17 protein-coding genes are annotated in these 17,854 nt (G+C 71.8%); 1 reads left to right on the forward strand and 16 read right to left on the reverse strand.

The annotated features are described in order from the left end of the window. A partial coding sequence (locus tag HMPREF2863_RS12145; RefSeq protein ID WP_210386723.1) for a hypothetical protein occupies positions 1 to 222 on the forward strand: 222 nt, incomplete at its 5' end. 725 nt (positions 223 to 947) lie between these two features. Here HMPREF2863_RS12145 and HMPREF2863_RS04805 read toward each other — a convergent pair. The 16 genes from HMPREF2863_RS04805 to dxr form a co-directional block, all read right to left on the reverse strand. After that, positions 948 to 1,850 (reverse strand): class I SAM-dependent methyltransferase, encoded by a 903-nt coding sequence (locus HMPREF2863_RS04805; RefSeq protein WP_246828829.1) that lies wholly within the window; start codon positions 1,848 to 1,850, stop codon positions 948 to 950. Further along, positions 1,847 to 2,812 carry a bifunctional riboflavin kinase/FAD synthetase gene (locus tag HMPREF2863_RS04810; RefSeq protein WP_070638419.1) on the reverse strand — a complete coding sequence of 322 codons (966 nt, stop codon included), beginning with the start codon at positions 2,810 to 2,812 and terminating at the stop codon, positions 1,847 to 1,849. Before HMPREF2863_RS04810 ends, HMPREF2863_RS04805 begins: the two co-directional genes overlap by 4 nt. Then, positions 2,813 to 3,232, reverse strand: a complete 420-nt coding sequence (locus HMPREF2863_RS04815; RefSeq protein WP_070638424.1) for a hypothetical protein — start codon at positions 3,230 to 3,232, stop codon at positions 2,813 to 2,815. A gap of 8 nt (positions 3,233 to 3,240) precedes the next feature. Then, positions 3,241 to 3,609 (reverse strand): hypothetical protein, encoded by a 369-nt coding sequence (locus tag HMPREF2863_RS04820; protein ID WP_083315229.1) that lies wholly within the window; start codon positions 3,607 to 3,609, stop codon positions 3,241 to 3,243. Further along, positions 3,606 to 4,583 (reverse strand): tRNA pseudouridine(55) synthase TruB, encoded by a 978-nt coding sequence (truB, locus tag HMPREF2863_RS04825; protein WP_083315230.1) that lies wholly within the window; start codon positions 4,581 to 4,583, stop codon positions 3,606 to 3,608. The genes HMPREF2863_RS04820 and truB overlap by 4 nt, the downstream gene beginning before the upstream one ends. A gap of 13 nt (positions 4,584 to 4,596) precedes the next feature. Next, positions 4,597 to 5,037, reverse strand: a complete 441-nt coding sequence (rbfA, locus tag HMPREF2863_RS04830) for a 30S ribosome-binding factor RbfA (protein ID WP_070638427.1) — start codon at positions 5,035 to 5,037, stop codon at positions 4,597 to 4,599. A gap of 50 nt (positions 5,038 to 5,087) precedes the next feature. After that, on the reverse strand, positions 5,088 to 7,868 hold the full coding sequence (gene infB, locus HMPREF2863_RS04835) for a translation initiation factor IF-2 (protein ID WP_070638433.1): 2,781 nt from the start codon (positions 7,866 to 7,868) through the stop codon (positions 5,088 to 5,090). Between the two features lie 190 nt (positions 7,869 to 8,058). After that, positions 8,059 to 8,352: a YlxR family protein gene (locus tag HMPREF2863_RS04840; RefSeq protein ID WP_070638436.1), complete on the reverse strand. Its 294-nt coding sequence runs from the start codon at positions 8,350 to 8,352 to the stop codon at positions 8,059 to 8,061. A 199-nt stretch (positions 8,353 to 8,551) separates the two neighbouring features. Continuing rightward, the gene (gene nusA / locus HMPREF2863_RS04845) at positions 8,552 to 9,532 is read right to left on the reverse strand and encodes a transcription termination factor NusA (protein WP_070638439.1); all 981 of its coding nucleotides are present in this window, start codon (positions 9,530 to 9,532) and stop codon (positions 8,552 to 8,554) included. Continuing rightward, positions 9,533 to 10,126: a ribosome maturation factor RimP gene (gene rimP / locus HMPREF2863_RS04850; RefSeq protein WP_246828830.1), complete on the reverse strand. Its 594-nt coding sequence runs from the start codon at positions 10,124 to 10,126 to the stop codon at positions 9,533 to 9,535. 112 nt (positions 10,127 to 10,238) lie between these two features. After that, positions 10,239 to 10,991 (reverse strand): TSUP family transporter, encoded by a 753-nt coding sequence (locus tag HMPREF2863_RS04855; protein WP_070638497.1) that lies wholly within the window; start codon positions 10,989 to 10,991, stop codon positions 10,239 to 10,241. 50 nt (positions 10,992 to 11,041) lie between these two features. After that, a complete protein-coding gene (locus HMPREF2863_RS04860; protein WP_070638442.1) occupies positions 11,042 to 12,868 on the reverse strand; it encodes a proline--tRNA ligase in 1,827 nt (608 codons plus the stop codon). 83 nt (positions 12,869 to 12,951) lie between these two features. Then, positions 12,952 to 13,896 (reverse strand): GNAT family N-acetyltransferase, encoded by a 945-nt coding sequence (locus HMPREF2863_RS04865; protein ID WP_083315231.1) that lies wholly within the window; start codon positions 13,894 to 13,896, stop codon positions 12,952 to 12,954. Then, positions 13,853 to 15,004 carry a flavodoxin-dependent (E)-4-hydroxy-3-methylbut-2-enyl-diphosphate synthase gene (ispG, locus tag HMPREF2863_RS04870; protein WP_070638445.1) on the reverse strand — a complete coding sequence of 384 codons (1,152 nt, stop codon included), beginning with the start codon at positions 15,002 to 15,004 and terminating at the stop codon, positions 13,853 to 13,855. The genes HMPREF2863_RS04865 and ispG overlap by 44 nt, the downstream gene beginning before the upstream one ends. Positions 15,005 to 15,215: 211 nt before the next feature. After that, positions 15,216 to 16,571 (reverse strand): M50 family metallopeptidase, encoded by a 1,356-nt coding sequence (locus tag HMPREF2863_RS04875; RefSeq protein WP_070638503.1) that lies wholly within the window; start codon positions 16,569 to 16,571, stop codon positions 15,216 to 15,218. 2 nt (positions 16,572 to 16,573) lie between these two features. Then, positions 16,574 to 17,764 (reverse strand): 1-deoxy-D-xylulose-5-phosphate reductoisomerase, encoded by a 1,191-nt coding sequence (gene dxr / locus HMPREF2863_RS04880; RefSeq protein WP_087133666.1) that lies wholly within the window; start codon positions 17,762 to 17,764, stop codon positions 16,574 to 16,576. Positions 17,765 to 17,854 lie beyond the last annotated feature (90 nt).

Below are 17,854 nucleotides of genomic sequence, written 5' to 3' on the forward strand. Positions count from 1 at the left end.
GTCTACACCCTCGATTGTGAAGAGCCAGTTAAGTGCTCATCATGCCCTGAAACGATCATCATACAGAGGGAAGCGAGCAAGACTCCCGTGCGTCCAAGCGATGAAATCAGAAGCGCACGAGTGCCGCCGACCCGGTCAACAGTGACTCCAAGAAGGATTCCACTAAGAATCCTCGGAGTCGTTGAGAAAACGATGTACGCCCCGATAAGCACAGGCCTCTGACTGTCATCGAAAGAGGGACTCGTGGCAATCCACGCGTAAACGATTGCTTCAACCAGGAACTCCGCGAAGGAGGTGAGGCATGTAGCGCTCAGTACCCAGCGAAACCTTCGTGAGCCCAGGGATAAACGCGTGACTGGCATCTCACCTCCAACCGCTCCACTCGATCAGCTCCTATGCCTGACGTGCGATCAGGGGACTCCGGTGAAGCGTCGCGTTCTCCAAGGCGCGAAACGCGGATTCGTCGCCGATCTGGCCCAAGCGAAGCGCCTCAATAGCACGCCAATCCTCGAATACTGGATCAAAGTCCACTAAATTAATGTCTTGCCCGAAAAGTCGTTCGACAGATCGTCTCTTCCATGTCCACTCTGGGTCACTCCACGAGGAACCGTCATAGGGCTCCAATGCGGATCGTTCCATGAAGTCATTCGCAGGCTGATACCGGGTCTCCACACTCACATGCCACCCTTCGCCCCGATTACGCGATCCTCCATCTGGGGTAGTGGAGTAGAAAACCACCGCATCCGACGGACTAAGGATAGATTACTGCTGGCTACAAGGTTCCAATCCCTCCGTAGTCAACGTCCACCCGGACATATTCTCGGATGACAGGGTCAGTTGCACAGGAAGGGAACCCGGCGTCCAACGAAACAACGGCAATGCTCCAGTCGATAGGACGTGAGACACGTTACGGTGTTGCGCAGATCACTGTCAAGGGCTGTCTTGAGTCAGCGACGCCGCGTGGCGCGGGCCCGCCAGGCGACCGTCACGTAGGGCACCGTCAGCTGCGCGTCCGCGGCGTGGCCCAGGTGCTCGTGGAGGTACCAGTCCAGGTTCGCCCGCATCCGGGCGCGGATCCGGTCATCCGAACGCAGCCAGTAGGATCGCGACGCCATGAGGCCGTGCAGCTGCGCCGGCGTCATGACGGTCTGCCACGGCCAGCGGGCGTGCTCCTCCGGGCCGAACGGCGCGGCGAACCGGCGGCGCTCCGGGGCGGCGGCGTGCACGTCCCCGGCGTGCATGATCCGGGTCAGCCGGTGCACCCACGGCACGGTGACGTCCAGCTGGTTCCACACGGCCGCCAGCCGCCCGCCCGGCCGCAGCACCCGGGCCGCCTCCGCCGACGCCGCGGCCACGTCCACCCAGTGCCAGGCCTGGGCGGCCACCACGACGTCGGCGCTGGCCCCCGCCAGGTGCGTCCGCTCCGCCGTGCCCTCGGCCACGCGCACCCCGTCCGCCACGTCCCGGGCGAGGACGGCGCGCATGGCCTCCGACGGCTCGACGGCCGCCACCGAACGGACCTCGTCGACGGGACGGGAGGCGAGCAGGCGGGTGAACAGACCGGTGCCCGCGCCCAGGTCCACCACGTCCAGCGGCGCCTCCAGGCCCGCGAGGATCCAGTCCACGGCGGCGGAGGGGTATGACGGGCGGACGGCGTCGTAGTGCTCGCCCTCCTCCGCGGTCACGTCGAAAGGGTTCACCCCGTGCGTGCGGGTGATCGCGGCCCGGCCCGGCAGGGACGGGACGGCGGGTGCGTCACCGGTGCCGCCGGCACCGGCCGCCGCATCCCCGCCCCGGTCGGAGGCGAGATGCCCCGCGGCGGGTGGGGGTCCGTCGTTGGGAAGGATCACGCGGCGGCGAGGATCGCGCGGACCTGGTCCACGTCCTCGTGCATCTGGGCGATCAGCTTCTCCACGCCCTCGTAGGCGACCATGCCGCGGATGCGGGCGACGAACTCGACGTCGATGTGCTTGCCGTAGAGGTCGAAGTCCTCGACGCGCTCGTCCGGGCGGTCGATCACGTGGGCCTCCACCACGCGGCGCACGCCCTCGAAGGTCGGGTTGGTGCCGATGGAGATCGCGGCAGGCCAGACGCGGCCGTCGGCCTCGTGCACCCGGCCGGCGTAGACGCCGTCCGCGGGGATCATGCCCTCGGAGTCGGCGGCGAGGTTGGCGGTGGGGAAGCCCAGCTCGCGGCCGCGGGCGCAGCCGTGCACGACCTCGCCGGAGACCACGTGGTTGCGGCCCAGGACCGCGGCCGCCTCCGCGACCTCGCCGGCGGCCAGCGCCTCGCGGACCCACGTGGACGAGCAGCGGCGGTCCGGGTGCTCCGGCAGGTCCGCGGGATACTCGTCCACCGCGATCACCTCGAAGCCGTGGGCGCGGCCCAGCTGCACCATCGTGTCGAAGTCGCCGGAGTTGTCCCGGCCGAAGCGGACGTCATGACCCACCACCACCGCGGCGGCGTTCAGGCCGTCCACGAACATCGAGCGCACGAACTCCTCCGGGGTCTGCCGGGCGAACTCGAGCGAGTAGTGCTGCTGGAGCACGGCGTCCACGCCGGCGGCCTCGAGCAGGGCGATCCGCTGGCGTGGGCTGACGATGTCCTCGTGCGCCACGTGCGGCAGATGCACGGCGCGCGGGTGCGGGGCGAAGGTCACCACCACCGCGGCATGGCCGCCGGCACGGGCGCGCTCCACCACGGAGGCCAGCACCTGACGGTGGCCGCGGTGCACGCCGTCGAAGTTCCCGAGCGCGACGACCGTGCTCGGCAGGTCCGCCGGCACCTGGTCCAGCGAGGTCCAAAGCTTCATTCAGGACTCCTTCGGCTCGCGGTGGGTCAGCAGCCAGGCCAGGCCCACGATCGGCAGCACCAGCGGCACGTAGCCGTAGCCGGCGCCGAAGTGCGACCACACGGTGGCATCCGCGAACAGCTCCGGGTGCAGGACGGTGGCCAGGCCCACGCCCACCACGCCGACCAGCTCGATCAGCACGGCCACCAGGGAGACCAGCCACGCGGTGCGGCCGATCCGCGCCAGGGAGACGGTGGCCACGATGTACACGATCGCTGCGAACGCCGAGAGCACATAGGCCACAGGAGCGCGGTCGAAGTGGCTGAGGATCTGGAAGAGGCTGCGGGCCAGCGCCGAGAGGGCGAAGACGGCGTAGACCATCACGATGATGCGGCCCAGCCCCTGGTTGCGGCGCGGCGGGGTCTGCAGTTCGGTGCTCATGGTCCTCCTCACCACTGTCCGTACCAGATGACCTGCATGCGGTGGAGCATGACCACCACGGTGGGGCCGGCGACGGCGAGCACCACGTTGGCCCACCGGGTCTTGTCCGTGATCGCCCAGGCCACGGCGAGCGGCGGGATCAGCAGGGCGGTGATCACATAGCCCCAGAACTCCCAGCCCGGACCGTTGAGGGTGTCCCCGGAGAACTGCCGGATCGCGCCGGCCACGGCGTAGACGATCAGGAACAGTTCGACGGCGGCGGCCGAGAGGATCGCCGAGTCCGCCGGGTGGCGGCGCACGACCGCCGCCACGAGGCAGATCAGCAGGGACAGGACGCCGATGACGGTGCCCGTCCAGAACCAGGCGTCCAGGATCATGGGCGGGCCTCCTTCGACGCCGAACCGGTGCCCGGTCCCTCGGCCGGGGCGAACACCAGGTGCGGACGGGCGATGTCCTGCCCACGGCGGCGGGCATCCTTGACCAGGGCGACGACGGTGCCGTCGGTGCGGCGGGCCGCGGTGAGCTGCCCGTCGGTGCCGGTCGGTGCGATGGCGCGCCCGAAGGAGAGCTCCTCGGCCTCGTGGTCGGTCAGATCCCGGACCGGGAACAGGTCCGCGGCGGCGGCGGAGAGCTCGGTCATCGCGAAGCCCGCGGCGAGGGCCTCGAGGCTGTGGGCGTCGGCCACGTCGAACGGACCGACCCTCGTGCGCCGCAGCATGGTGAGGTGGCCGCCGATCTCGAGGGCCTCCCCCAGGTCCCGGGCCAGGGCACGGATGTAGGTGCCGGACGAACAGTGGACGCGCACGTCCAGGTCCACCACCCGCCCGTCATCCAGGCGGCGCATCTGCAGCACGTCGAAGGAGTGCACGGTGACGGGGCGGGCGTCGAGCTGCACGTCCTCACCCGCGCGGACGCGGTCGTAGGCACGGCGGCCGGCCACCTTCACGGCGGACACGGCGGAGGGAACCTGCTCGATGTCCCCGGTGAGGAGGGCGACCTGCTCGGCCACACGTTCCTCGGTGACGGCGTTCGCCAGGCGGGTCTGGACGACCTCGCCCTCGGCGTCGTCGGTGACGGTGGAGACCCCGAGCCGCACGGTGGCCTCGTAGACCTTGTCCGTGCCGGTGATGGAGGTCAGCAGGCGGGTGGCCTTGTTGACCCCGACCACGAGCAGGCCGGTGGCCATGGGGTCGAGGGTGCCGGCGTGGCCGACCTTGCGGGTCCCGGCCAGGCGGCGGATGCGCCCGACCACGTCGTGCGAGGTCCAGCCGCCGGGCTTGTCGACGAGGACAACCCCCGACGCCTCGGTGCCCGGGGCGTCGGGGGCTGCTGCGGTGCGCTGAGAGCTCACGGTCGGTGGGGCCTCAGGCTCGCTCGCCGTCGTTCTCGTCCGCGTGGCGGTACGGGTCCGCCTCGCCGGCGAAGGCGGCGCCCTCGCTGGACTTGGCGATCTGAGCGTCCCGCTCCCGGGCCGCGCGCAGCACCTCCTCGAGGTGGGCGGCCGCCTCGGGCACGGTGTCCGCGACGAACTCGAGGGTGGGCACCAGGCGGATCGTCAGGTTCCGGCCGACCTCGCGGCGCAGGATCCCTCGGTTGTCCTGGATGCCCTGGTGGGCGGCGGCGACGGTGTCGTCGTCGCCCAGCACGGTGTAGTAGACGGTGGCGTGCTGGAGGTCGTTGGTCACGCGGACCTCCGTCACGGTCACCGGCTCCACACGGTCGTCCTTCACACTGCGCCGCAGCGCCTCGGCCACGAGGACCTTGATGCGCTGGGCCAGCTTGGCTGCACGTGTCGGATCGGCCATGAGCTCACTTCCTTCCTGTGGATGCGGGGCTGTCCTGCGTCCGGCGCAGGTCAGTCGCGCGGCTTCTCCTGCATCTCGAAGGTCTCGATGACGTCGCCTTCCTTGATGTCGTTGAAGCTGCCCAGGCCGATACCGCACTCGTAGCCCTCGCGGACCTCGGTGGCGTCGTCCTTGAAGCGGCGCAGCGAGTCGATCTTGAGGTTGTCGGCCACCACCACGCCGTCGCGCACCAGGCGGGCCTGGGCGTTGCGGCGGATGAGACCGGAGCGGACGAGAGAGCCGGCGATGTTGCCCCACTTGGAGGAGCGGAACACCTCGCGGATCTCGGCCGAGCCGAGCTCGACCTCCTCGTACTCCGGCTTGAGCATGCCCTTCAGGGCGGCCTCGATGTCGTCGATCGCGTCGTAGATCACCGAGTAGAACCGCATGTCCACGCCCTCCTTGTCGGCCAGCTCGCCCACGCGCTCGGCGGGACGGACGTTGAAGCCGATGATGATGGCGTTGTCCACGGTGGCCAGGTTGACGTCGTTCTGGGTGATCGCACCCACACCGCGGTGGATGACGCGCAGCTGCACCTCGTCCTCGCCCACATCGATCTTGAGCAGCGAGTCCTCGAGCGCCTCGACGGCACCGGACGCATCGCCCTTGATGATGAGGTTGAGGGTGTCCAGCTTGCCCTCGGCCACCGCCTGGTCGAACTCCTCCAGGGTGATGCGCTTGCGGCGCTTGGCCAGCTGGGCGTTGCGTTCGGCGGCCTCGCGCTTCTCGGCGATCTGACGGGCGGTGCGCTCGTCGTTGGTCACCAGGAAGGAGTCACCGGCGCGCGGCACGGCGGACAGGCCCAGGACCTGGACCGGACGGGAGGGCAGGGCCTCCTCCACGGCCTCGCCGTTCTCGTCGAACATGGCGCGGACGCGGCCGTGCGCCGAGCCGACGACCATGGTGTCGCCGACGCGCAGGGTGCCGGTCTGGACCAGGACGGTCGCCACGGCGCCGCGCCCCTTGTCCAGGTTGGCCTCGATGGCGACGCCGCGGGCGTCCTTGTCCGGGTTGGCCTGGAGCTCCAGGGCGGCGTCCGCGGTGAGCAGGACGGCCTCGAGCAGCTGGTCGATGTGCAGGTTCTGGCGGGCGGAGACGTCGACGAACATCGTGTCTCCGCCGTACTCCTCCGGCACCAGGCCGTACTCGGTCAGCTGGCCGCGGATCTTGTCCGGGGCGGCGGTGTCCTTGTCGATCTTGTTCACGGCGACGACGATCGGCACGTCGGCGGCCTGCGCGTGGTTCAGGGCCTCCACGGTCTGCGGCATGACGCCGTCGTCCGCGGCGACCACGAGCACGGCGATGTCGGTGACCTTGGCACCGCGGGCACGCATGGCGGTGAACGCCTCGTGGCCCGGGGTGTCGATGAAGGTCAGGCGACGCCGCTCACCCTGGTGGTCCACCGGCACCTGGTACGCGCCGATGTGCTGGGTGATGCCGCCGGCCTCGCCCTCGATGACGTTCGAGGAGCGGATGGCGTCGAGCAGGCGGGTCTTGCCGTGGTCCACGTGGCCCATGACGGTCACGACGGCCGGACGCGGCTCGAGGTCCTCGTCGTCCTCCTCGGCCTCCTCGGCCTCGAGGTCGATGTCGAACGCCTCCAGCAGCTCCTTGTCCTCGTCCTCCGGGGACACGATCTGCACCTTGTAGCCGAGCTCCTCGCCCAGCAGCTGGAACGTGTCCTCGTCGAGGGACTGGTTGGCCGAGGCCATCTCACCCAGGGTGAACAGCACCTTCACCAGGTCCGCGACGTCCGCGCGGATCTTCTCGGCGAAGTCGGCGAGCGAAGCGCCCCGGCGCAGGCGAAGCACGGTGTTGCCGTCGCCCTTGGGGATCTTCACGCCGCCGATCTCGCGGGTGTGCTGCTGCTCGAACTCCTGGCGCTTCGCGCGCTTGGACTTGCGCCCCTTGCGCGGGCCGCCTCCACGGCCGAAGGCACCCTGGGCGTTGCCGCGGCCACGGCCGCCGAAGCCGCCGGGACGGCCGGGGCCGCCGCCCGGACGGCCGCGGCCACCGCCGCGAGACGGGGCCGGGGCAGGGGTGATCTGCTTGGGCATCATCCCCGGGTTCGGACGCGGGGCACCCGGACGGGGGCCGCCTGCGGCCGGACGCGGACCACCGGCACCGGCACCCTGGCGGGGGCCGCCGGGGCGCGGGGCGCGGTCCTCACGGCCGGAGCGCATGCCCTGGCTGGAGGAGAACGGGTTGTTGCCCGGGCGCGGGCCGCCGCGGCCGCCACGGGCGCCCGGACGCGGACCGGCGGAGCCGGCCTTCGAGGTGAACGGGTTGTTGCCCGGACGGGGGGCTCCCGGCTTCGGGGCACCTGGCTTCGGCGCGGCGGCACCCGGCTTCGGGGCACCCGGCTTCGGCGCGGCGGCCCCCGGCTTCGGAGCCGAGGAGGCCGGCGTCGGCGCACCCGGCTTCGGGGCACCAGACTTCGGGGCGGCGGCACCCGGCTTCGGAGCCGCGGCACCCGGCTTCGGCGTGCCGGCCTGGGGGGCCTGGGCACCCGGCTTCGGGGCGGCGGCACCCGGCTTGGGGGCCGAGGATGCCGAAGCCTGCGGGGCGGCCGCCGGCTTGGATGCTCCGGCCGCGGGCTTCGCGGCGGAGCTCTTGGCATCGCCGGCCGGCGCGGAGCCGGCGTAGGCGTTGCGGAGCTTCTTCACGACCGGGGGCTCGATCGTGGAGGAGGCCGAGCTGACGAACTCGCCGAGCTCCTTGAGCTTGCTCAAGGCCTCCTTGGAAGGGATGCCGAGCTCCTTGGCGAGCTCGTGGACGCGGACCTTGGCCACGTTTCTCCTGTTCTGGCCTCCTCAGCGAGGCCGAACGGAACAGATGTGGTCCTCGTTCAGCCCGCCTTGAGACCGTCGGTGGTGTCCCAGACCGGGGCGTGCATCATGGTCGACGCCGCACGGCCTGCCTGACAGCAGGGGGTGATGTTCATCGTTGGGCACTCATGCTTCAGTGCTCATCGGGTACGCATCAGATCTCTGACCCGCCTTCGTTTTCTTGTCTCTTCAGCCGGCGCGCCTCCTCGAGGGCGGCGGTGTCCACCCGGGTCCGGAAGGACCGGGCGAAGCCGCCGCGGGCGAGGGCGCGTGCCGCACACTCCGGGTCGCGATGCACCCACGCACCGCGGCCGGGGCGCCGGCGTGCCTCGTCCCACTGCACGGATGGGGGGTCCGTGCTGCGGTCCAGGGCCACGCGCACCAGCTCTGTCTGATCCGCCTTCTCCCGGCACCCGACGCAGGTCCGCACGGGCGTCTGCGACGTCATGCGGGACTCCTCTGCACTGCGGGGACGAACCCCTGCCTGCAGGGGTGCCCGAAGGTGGACCTCTACGAGTCTAGCGCGTCCGCGGCGGATTCTCGCCCTCCGGGGTGCCGTCGCACATCAGGACGACGGCCCGCACACATCCTCGTGTGCGGGCCGTCACAGCGTGGCCGCCGGCAGGCGGCCTTCGCGCGGTGCGCGCTCAGGCCTGATCGGGCTCCGCCCCGTCACCGACGATGTCGATGCGCCATCCGGTCAGCTTGGCGGCGAGGCGGGCGTTCTGGCCCTCCTTGCCGATGGCGAGGGACAGCTGGTGCTGCGAGACCACGACGCGGGCCGAGTGGGCGGCCTCGTCCACGATCTCCACGGACACGGCCTTCGCCGGGGACAGCGCGTTGGCGATCATGGTCGCCGGATCGTCCGAGTAGTCGACGATGTCGATCTTCTCGCCGTTCAGCTCCGTCATGACGGCGCGGACACGGGTGCCCATCTCGCCGATCGCAGCGCCCTTCGCGTTGATGCCCGCACGCGTGGCCTTCACCGCCATCTTGGTGCGGTGGCCGGCCTCGCGGGCCAGCGCCGTGATCTCCACGGCGCCGTCGGCGATCTCGGGGACCTCCAGCTCGAAGAGCTTGCGGACGAGGTTCGGGTGGGAGCGGGACAGGGTCACGGACGGGCCCTTCGCTCCGCGGACCGCGGAGACCACGTAGGCGCGCAGGCGACGGCCGTGGCGGTAGTCCTCTCCCGGGGCCTGCTCCGGCGGGGGCAGGACGGCCTCGAGGGTGCCGAGGTTCACCTGGATCATGCGGGCGTTGTTGCCCTGCTGGATGACGCCGGAGACGAGTTCGCCCTCCTTGCCGCGGAACTCGCCGAGGACCCTCTCGTCGTCTGCGTCGCGCAGCCGCTGCAGGATGATCTGGCGGGCGGTGGAGGCGGCGATGCGGCCGAAGCCGTTCGGGGTGTCGTCGAACTCGCCGATCGCGGTGCCGTCCTCCTCGACCTCCGTGGCCCAGATGGTCACGCGTCCGGACTTGCGGTCGATCTCCGCGCGGGCCTGCTTCACGGCGCCCGGCGTACGGTGGTATGCCGTCAGCAGCGCCTGCTCGATGGTGGGGACGAGCTTGTCCAGCGGGATCTCCCGCTCCTTCTCCAGCATGCGCAGCGCGCTCATGTCGATATCCACTTATGCCTCCGTCGTATCTGCCGGGCCCTTCCCGTCACGGGCGGCGCCGGTGGACTGCTGACTTCCGCCCCACTCTACCTGGACGGCTCCGGTGCCGAGCTGCGCGAACGGGACGCGGACGGGGGCCAGCGTCTTGGCCGGCATGCCCTTCTTCGCGCCGGGTCGGTGCTCGGCGAGCTCCACGCCGTCCGCACCGACCTCGAGCACCCGGGCGGTGATCGGGGCGGCGCCGTCCACGGAGACCTCCACGAGCCGGCCGACGTTCCGCGCCCAGTGTCGGCGCTCGGTGAGCGGACGGTCGACGCCGGCCGAGGAGACCTCGAGCAGGTACTCCCCCGTGCCCACGCCGGGCACCGACTCGCCGTAGTCGTCCAGGGCGGCGGAGACCAGGCGCGACAGGCGGGCCACGGCGTCCATGTCCACACCCTCGGCGCCGTGGGCGCGGTCCAGGGTCACCTGGACGGTGGGCACGTCCGCGGCACCGACGACGACCGCCTTCTCCACCACGAAGCCCTCCGGCTCCACGGCCGCGGCCACGATCTGCTCGAGGGCCTGCTGCGGCGACCCGGCGGCGGACTGGTTCTGCTCCTGCACGGCTGTGCGCTCCTCACCTTCTCGGCTCCGTTCCGGCCCGGGCGGCCGGTGCGGGGACCTGGACACTGTACCCGCACCGGCCGGACACGGTGCAGAGGCCGCCGGCGCCGGATCAGCCCAGCAGCGGGGCGAGGGTGTCCCAGCCCAGGCGGAGGATGAGCGCGGCGACCACCACGAGGAAGACCACGCGGATGAACCCGGAGCCGCGGGCGATCGCCATGCGGGCGCCGATGTACCCGCCCAGCAGGTTGGAGACGCCCAGGACCAGGCCGATGCCGAGGACCACGTGCCCCTGGGGCAGGAAGAACGCCAGCGCGCCGAGGTTCGTGCAGAGGTTGACGATCTTCGCGGTGGCCGAGCCGTGGAGGAAGTCGTAGCCGAGCACGGTGACCAGCGCGATGATCAGGAACGTGCCGGTGCCCGGGCCCAGGACGCCGTCGTAGAAGCCGATCACCAGGCCGATGAGCAGCGCGCGCACCAGGTGGGCTGCGCCGGTGAACTTCAGCTGTTGGGAATGACCGAGCTGGGGGCGCACCGCGGTGAACACGGCGACGCCCACGAGGGCGACGAGGGTCACGGGGCGGATGACGGCGGCCGGCAGCACGGCGGCCACGAGCGCCCCGCCGAAGCTGGCGGCCAGGGCCACCGCGGCGGTGGCGGCGGCCGTGCGCAGGTCCGGTCTGACGCGGCGGACGTAGGTGGCGGCGGAGGTGGCCGTGCCGAACACCGACCCCATCTTGTTGGTGGCCAGCGCCTGCACCGGCGTCAGGCCCGGGATGAGCATGACCACCGGCAGCTGCAGCAGCCCACCGCCGCCGACGACGGCGTCGATCCAGCCGGCGGCCAGCCCGGCGAGCACCACCATCAGCAGCAGGCCGACGGTGAGCTCGACCGGGCCGAACAGGTCCACCGCGTTCAGGCTTCCGGGTCGGCGGCGACGACGGCGGACACGGCCGCCACGACCTCGTCCACCGAGACCTCGCGGGTCTCGCCGGTGGCGCGGTCCTTGAGCTCGAGCAGCCCCTCCGTGAGGCCGCGGCCGACCACGACGGCGGTCGGGATGCCGATGAGCTCGAAGTCCTTGAACTTCACGCCGGGGCTGACCTTGGTGCGGTCGTCCAGCAGGACGGTGTGGCCGGCCTCCTCGAGCCGCGCGGTGAGCTGCTCGGCGTAGGCGAAGGCGTCGGCGCCCTTGGCGGCGACCACCACGTGCACGTCGGCCGGGGCGACGGCGCGCGGCCAGACCAGGCCCTTCTCGTCGTGGTGGGTCTCCGCGATCGCGGCGACGCTGCGGGTGACGCCGATGCCGTAGGAGCCCATGGTCACCACGACCTGCTTGCCGTTCTGGTCCAGGACCTTCAGGTCCAGGGCCTCGGCGTACTTCCTGCCCAGCTGGAAGATGTGACCCATCTCGATGCCGCGGCGGGTGGTCAGGGCGCCGGTGCCGTCCGGGGAGGCGTCGCCTTCGCGGACGACGGTCGACTCGACCACGCCGTCCCAGGTGAAGTCGCGGCCGGCCACGAGGCCGAACACGTGCTTCTGGTCCGCGTTGGCTCCGGTGATCCAGGTGGTGCCGGCAGCGATGCGGGGGTCCACGAGGAAGGCGAGCCCGGAGACCGAGTCCTCGGCCCCGAGGACCTTCCGTCCGTCCGGACCCTCGCCGGGGCCGATGTAGCCCTTGACCAGGGAAGGGTGACGCTTCAGGTCCGCCTCGGTGGCGGCCTCCACGGTCGGCTCGCCGTGCACGCCCAGGGCCTCGCCCACGGACGCCTCGAGGCGCTTGAGGTCCACGTCGCGGTCGCCGGGGACGGCCACCACGAACTGGCGGCGCTCGTCGCCGTCCAGGACGGCGGTGAGCACGACGCACTTGAGGGTGTCGGCCGCGGTCCAGGGGCCGTCCTCGCGCGGGGCGAGGTCGTTGGCCACGTCCACGAGGGCGGCGATGGTGGTGGAGACCGGGGTGTCCTTGACCTCGGCGGCCGGCAGCGCGGCCATGGCCTCCTCGGACAGCGGATCCGGGGCCACGGAGGTCACGGCCTCCACGTTGGCGCGGTAGCCGCCCGGGGACTCGACGTAGGTGTCCTCGCCGATCGGCGAGGGGTGCAGGAACTCCTCGGAGCGCGAGCCGCCCATGGCGCCGGCGGTCGCCTGCACAGGCACGACCTCCAGGCCGAGCCGCTCGAAGATCCGCAGGTAGGCGGCACGGTGCGCGTCGTAGGCCTCCTGCAGGCCCTGGTCGTCCACGGTGAAGGAGTAGGAGTCCTTCATGACGAACTCGCGGCCGCGCAGCAGCCCGGCGCGCGGACGGGCCTCGTCGCGGTACTTCGTCTGGATCTGGTACAGGTACACCGGCAGGTCCTTGTAGGAGGAGTAGTGCTCCTTCACCAGGAGGGTGAACATCTCCTCGTGGGTGGGGGCCAGCAGGTAGTCGGCCTCCTTGCGGTCCTTGAGGCGGAAGACGCCGTCGCCGTACTCGTCCCAGCGGCCGGTGGCCTCGTAGGGCTCGCGGGGCAGCAGGGCCGGGAAGTGGACTTCCTGGCCGCCGATCGCGTCCATCTCCTCGCGCACGATGCGCTCGACCCGGGACAGCACCTTCAGGCCCAGCGGCAGCCAGGTGTAGATGCCGGGGGCGGCGCGCCGGATGTAGCCGGCGCGGACGAGCAGCCTGTGGCTCGCGACCTCGGCCTCGGCCGGGTCGTCGCGCAGGGTCCGCAGGAACAGGGTGGACATGCGCAGTGCCATGCGTGGGACTCCTTCGAGTCGTGCGGTCGGAGCGCCCGTTCTCCGGGCGAGGGATTCTCCGGGCGATCCTATCGCCCGTCCGGTCAGTACAGCACCGTGGCGAAGGTGCCGACCTGCTCGAATCCGACCCGCGCGTAGGTGCGCACGGCCGGCTCGTTGTAGGCGTTGACGTAGAGGCTCACATGGTCGGCGGTGCGCGCGGCGTACTGCACCACGGCCGCCATGGCCGGTGCCGCCAGCCCCTCGCCGCGGCGGTCCGGGCGCACCCAGACCCCCTGCACCTGCACGCAGTCCATGCTGAGCACGCCGAGGTCCGCCTTGAACAGCGGCATCCGCCGGGGCGCCTGGCCGTCGTCCTCCCCCGGCTCGATCAGCACGCGCCCGGCCTGGATGAGCCGGTGGACACGGTCCCGGTAGGACGCCGCGCCCTGGCGCAGCGGGGAGAAGCCGAGTTCCTCCTCGAACATCGCCGCGGAGGCCGGCAGCACCGTGTCCAGGTCCGCCGGCTGTGCCTGCCGCAGCGTCGGGCTGGGCTGCACCGTGCCCGGTCCGCGGGCCACCATGAGCGGTTGGTCCGGGCGCACGGAGCGGGGCCGGTGTCCGTGGGAGGCGAGCATCGCCTCGATGCCGAGCACCTGGTCCGCCGGCCCGTAGAGGGAGCCGAAGCGGCGCCGCAGTGCGGCGGCGGCCCGGCCCAGGGTGAGGGCGTGGCGGGCGGCACCCGGGATCGCCAGGGGCACGACGTTCGACCCGACCCAGGCGACCGCTCGCAATGCAGCGGCGGGGCCGTCGTCGGGGTCCGCGACGCCCAGGAAGCAGGTGGCGGCCGTGCGGCCCCGCGGTCCGGTGCGGCGTCCAGCCTGCAGCAGGGAGGCGACGAAGACGTTCGCCACCGGGTCCGCGTCGGCCAGCTCCGCCACCTGCGGGGTGTCGGCGTCGGTCAGGAGCCGGGCGGCGCCGCCGGTGGCGGCCCGGACGTCCAGGTCAGTGGACGCTGACCACCGGGGCGCCGGCTGCGGCGTCGTCACCGCCGTCCTCCTCAAGGCCCATCTCCGCGGCGATGCGGCGGGCCTCCTCGATGAGGGTCTCCACGATCTGGTCCTCCGGCACGGTGCGGATGACCTCTCCCTTGACGAAGATCTGCCCCTTGCCGTTGCCGGAGGCCACGCCGAGGTCGGCCTCGCGGGCCTCGCCCGGACCGTTCACCACGCAGCCCATGACGGCCACGCGCAGCGGGACGGTGACGTCCTTCAGGCCCTCGGTGACCTCGTCTGCCAGCGTGTACACGTCCACCTGGGCGCGTCCGCAGGACGGGCAGGAGACGATCTCGAGCTTGCGCTCGCGCAGGTTCAACGACTGCAGGATCTGCAGGCCGACCTTGACCTCCTCCACCGGCGGGGCGGAGAGGGAGACGCGGATGGTGTCTCCGATGCCCTGGCCGAGCAGGTAGCCGAAGGCGGTGGCGGACTTGATGGTGCCCTGGAACTCCGGGCCGGCCTCGGTCACGCCGAGGTGCAGCGGCCAGTCGCCCTCCTGGGCGAGCAGCTCGTAGGCGCGGGCCATGATCACCGGGTCGTTGTGCTTCACGGAGATCTTGAAGTCCTTGAAGCCGTGCTCCTCGAACAGGGAGGCCTCCCAGACGGCGGACTCGACGAGGGCCTCCGGGGTGGCCTTGCCGTACTTCTTCAGCAGGCGCGGGTCCAGGGAGCCGGCGTTGACGCCGATGCGGATGGAGGTGCCGTGGTCCGAGGCGGCCTGGGCGATCTCCTTGACCTTGTCGTCGAACTTCTTGATGTTGCCCGGGTTCACACGGACGGCGCCGCAGCCGGCCTCGATCGCGGCGAAGACGTACTTCGGCTGGAAGTGGATGTCCGCGATGACCGGGATGGTGGACTGCTGCGCGATCACCTTCAGCGCCGCGGCGTCCTTGTCGGTCGGGCAGGCCACGCGCACGATGTCGCACCCGGCGGCGGTGAGCTCGGCGATCTGCTGCAGGGTCGCGCCGATGTCGTGCGTCTTGGTGGTGGTCATCGACTGCACGGACACCTGGTGGTCCGAGCCGACGCCCACGGAGCCGACCTGGATCTGCCGGGTCTGCCGGCGCGGGGCCAGCACGGGCGGCGGGGCGGACGGCATTCCAAGGCTGACGGGCACTTCGGCTCCTAAGAGTTCAGACGCAGGTGTGGTGTTTCACTGGCGGTCCCGTGGGACCGTGCCCACCCATCCTAGGGGCTGTGGGGCCGCAGGGCAGGCCCCGGGTGACCCTCGCCTCTCCGTGTCCCACCGGCGGCTTCACGACGACGGCCGCCCGCCGTCCGCGGCGGCGCGCCGTGGACGCGGGGCCGGCTCAGAAGAGCCGGATCGGCTTGACGATGTCCGCCACGATGAGGATGACGCCCATGACGAGCATGGCCGCGCCGACCACGTAGGTGAGCGGGAGCATGGTGGCGAGGTCGAAGGGGCCGGGGTCCGGACGTCCGGTGAGCTTCGCGAACCCGCGGCGCAGCTTCTCCCAGAGGGCGCCGGCCACGTGGCCGCCGTCCAGGGGCAGCAGCGGGATGAGGTTGAACACCATCAGTGCGATGTTCACGGAGGCGAGCAGGGACAGCAGCAGCGCCCCCTTGTCCTGCAGGGGCACGTCCTCGAGGGCGGCGGCCTCGCCGGCGATGCGGCCGACGCCCACCACAGACATGGGGCCGTCCGGGTCGCGCTCGACCGGGGTGACCACGGCGACGGCGGTGTCCCAGAGGCGCTGCGGCAGCACCAGGACGACGTCCACGACGCCGCGGATCTGCACGCCGACCTGCTCGACAGCGTCCAGCGGGGTGCCGCGCACGTTCTCGATCTGCGAGCCCATGCCGATGAACCCGACCTGCTCGGTCTTGGCGGTGCCGTCCGGGGCCCGTTCCGGGCGGCCGAGGGCGTCGGTGACGGGACGCTCGGTCAGGCGCGGGGTCAGGGTGCCGGACATGGCCTGCCCGTCCCGGGTCCATTCGATGGCGGTGGGCTGGTCCGCGCGGGCGCGGATGGCGGCGGAGAGCTCGTCCCAGGTGTGGACCGGCTGCCCGTCGAAGCTGGTCACGGTGTCCCCCGGCTCGAGGCCGGCGGCGTGGGCCGGGGCCACCGGGTCCCCGTCACGGCACTCCGCCTGGCCGGCTTCGGCGCGCGACTGCTGCTCCTGCGCGGTCACCACGCAGCGGAAGACCTCCGAGACCGTGGTGGTGGGGGTCGCTGTGCCGACGGTCATGACCAGGACGGTCATGAGCACGAGGGCGATGAGCAGGTTCATGAACGGTCCGCCGAGCATGATGACGATGCGCTTCCACACCGGCAGCTGGATGAACTGGCGGCCCTCGTCCGCGGCGGTGAGCTCCTCGGCGGCCTGGGTGCGGGCGTCATGGGCCAGCTGGCCCATCTGCTGCACCAGTCCGGTGGAGGCGGTGCGGGCCGCCTGCCCGTCCTTGGGCGGCGGCAGCATGCCCACCATGGAGACGTAGCCGCCGAGCGGGATGGCCTTGAAGCCGTACTCGGTCTCCCCGCGGCGCCAGGAGACGATCGTCCTGCCGAAGCCGATCATGTACTGCGTGACGCGCACGCCGAAGAGCTTGGCGGGCACGAGATGGCCGACCTCGTGCAGGGCGATGGAGGCGGCGAGGCCGACCGCCATGGCCAGCACGCCGACCACGAACCAGAGGATCTCCATGCTCACCACCGTCCGCGCGCGGCCTCGCGGGCCCACGCCTCGGCCGCCAGCACGGACTCCACGGTGAGCTCCTCCCCCACGCCAGGGACGGCGGCGGGGTCGTAGGAGTCCACCACGGCGCGGACGGTGTCCACGATCGCGGGGAAGGAGAGCAGCCCGTCGTGGAAGGCGTCCACGGCCTCCTCGTTCGCCGCGTTGAACACGGCCATGTGGGTGGGCGAGGCCGCGGCGGCGGCCTTCGCGGCGGCGACGGCCGGGAACGCCTCCTCGTCGAGCGGCTCGAACGTCCAGGAGGTCGCCTGTGTCCAGTCGCAGCCGCAGGCGGCTCCGGGCACCCGGTGGGGCCAGCCCATGCCGAGCGCGATCGGCAGACGCATGTCCGGCGGGGAGGCCTGGGCGAGGGTGGAGCCGTCCACGAACTCGACCATGGAGTGCACCACGGACTGCGGGTGGACCACCACGTCGATCTTCTCCAGCGGCACGTCGAAGAGCAGGTGGGCCTCGATCACCTCGAGCGCCTTGTTCACCATGGAGGCGGAGTTGGTGGTGACCACCCGGCCCATGTCCCAGGTCGGGTGGGCCAGCGCCTCGGCGGGGGTCACGTGCTCGAGTTCGGCGCGGGTGCGGCCGCGGAACGGGCCGCCGGAGGCGGTGAGCACCAGGCGGTGGACCTCGGCGGGGGTGCCGCCCAGCAGCGCCTGGGCCAGGGCGGAGTGCTCGGAGTCCACCGGGACGATCTGCCCGGGCGCGGCGGCCTGCTTCACCAGCGCGCCGCCGACGATCAGGGACTCCTTGTTGGCCAGGGCCAGGCGGTGGCCTGCGTGCAGGGCGGCCAGGGTGGGCCGCAGGCCGATGGAGCCCGTCATGCCGTTGAGCACGGTGTCCGCGCCGGGCCAGGCGGCGATCCGCTCGGCGGCCTCGGGCCCGACGAACACCTCGGGGTCCGGAACGGGGGCACCGGCCCGGGCGGCGGCCGCGGCCAGCGCGGAGCGCACCTGCTCCTCGGTGGCGGACGCCGCACCGACGGCCTCCGCGCCGGTGGCCACGGCCTGTTCGGCCAGCAGCTGCACATTCGTGCCCGCGGCGAGCGCGACGGCGGCGAAGCGCTCCGGGGCTGCGGCGATCACCTCCAGGCCCTGCGTGCCGATCGACCCGGTCGAGCCCACCAGTGCCACCCGGCGCAAGGCCGGCACGGACGCGGCGGACGCCCCCTCGGCGGAGGCGGAGGCGGACGGGGCGGCTGCGGAGGAGACGTCGGCGATGCTCACCCGGCCATCCTACGG

Source organism: Micrococcus sp. HMSC067E09, assembly GCF_001812555.1.
GTDB classification, from domain to species: domain Bacteria; phylum Actinomycetota; class Actinomycetes; order Actinomycetales; family Micrococcaceae; genus Micrococcus; species Micrococcus lylae.

Excerpts from the sequence above, each read along its gene's own strand:
- HMPREF2863_RS04875 (WP_070638503.1), bottom strand. The coding sequence starts at position 16,571 with ATGGAGATCCTCTGGTTCGTGGTCGGCGTGCTGGCCATGGCGGTCGGC.
- ispG (WP_070638445.1), bottom strand. The coding sequence starts at position 15,004 with ATGCCGTCCGCCCCGCCGCCCGTGCTGGCCCCGCGCCGGCAGACCCGG.
- rbfA (WP_070638427.1), bottom strand. The coding sequence starts at position 5,037 with ATGGCCGATCCGACACGTGCAGCCAAGCTGGCCCAGCGCATCAAGGTC.
- HMPREF2863_RS04840 (WP_070638436.1), bottom strand. The coding sequence starts at position 8,352 with ATGACGTCGCAGACGCCCGTGCGGACCTGCGTCGGGTGCCGGGAGAAG.
- HMPREF2863_RS04855 (WP_070638497.1), bottom strand. The coding sequence starts at position 10,991 with ATGGTGGTGCTCGCCGGGCTGGCCGCCGGCTGGATCGACGCCGTCGTC.
- HMPREF2863_RS04860 (WP_070638442.1), bottom strand. The coding sequence starts at position 12,868 with ATGGCACTGCGCATGTCCACCCTGTTCCTGCGGACCCTGCGCGACGAC.
- HMPREF2863_RS04815 (WP_070638424.1), bottom strand. The coding sequence starts at position 3,232 with ATGAGCACCGAACTGCAGACCCCGCCGCGCCGCAACCAGGGGCTGGGC.
- HMPREF2863_RS04820 (WP_083315229.1), bottom strand. The coding sequence starts at position 3,609 with ATGATCCTGGACGCCTGGTTCTGGACGGGCACCGTCATCGGCGTCCTG.
- HMPREF2863_RS04810 (WP_070638419.1), bottom strand. The coding sequence starts at position 2,812 with ATGAAGCTTTGGACCTCGCTGGACCAGGTGCCGGCGGACCTGCCGAGC.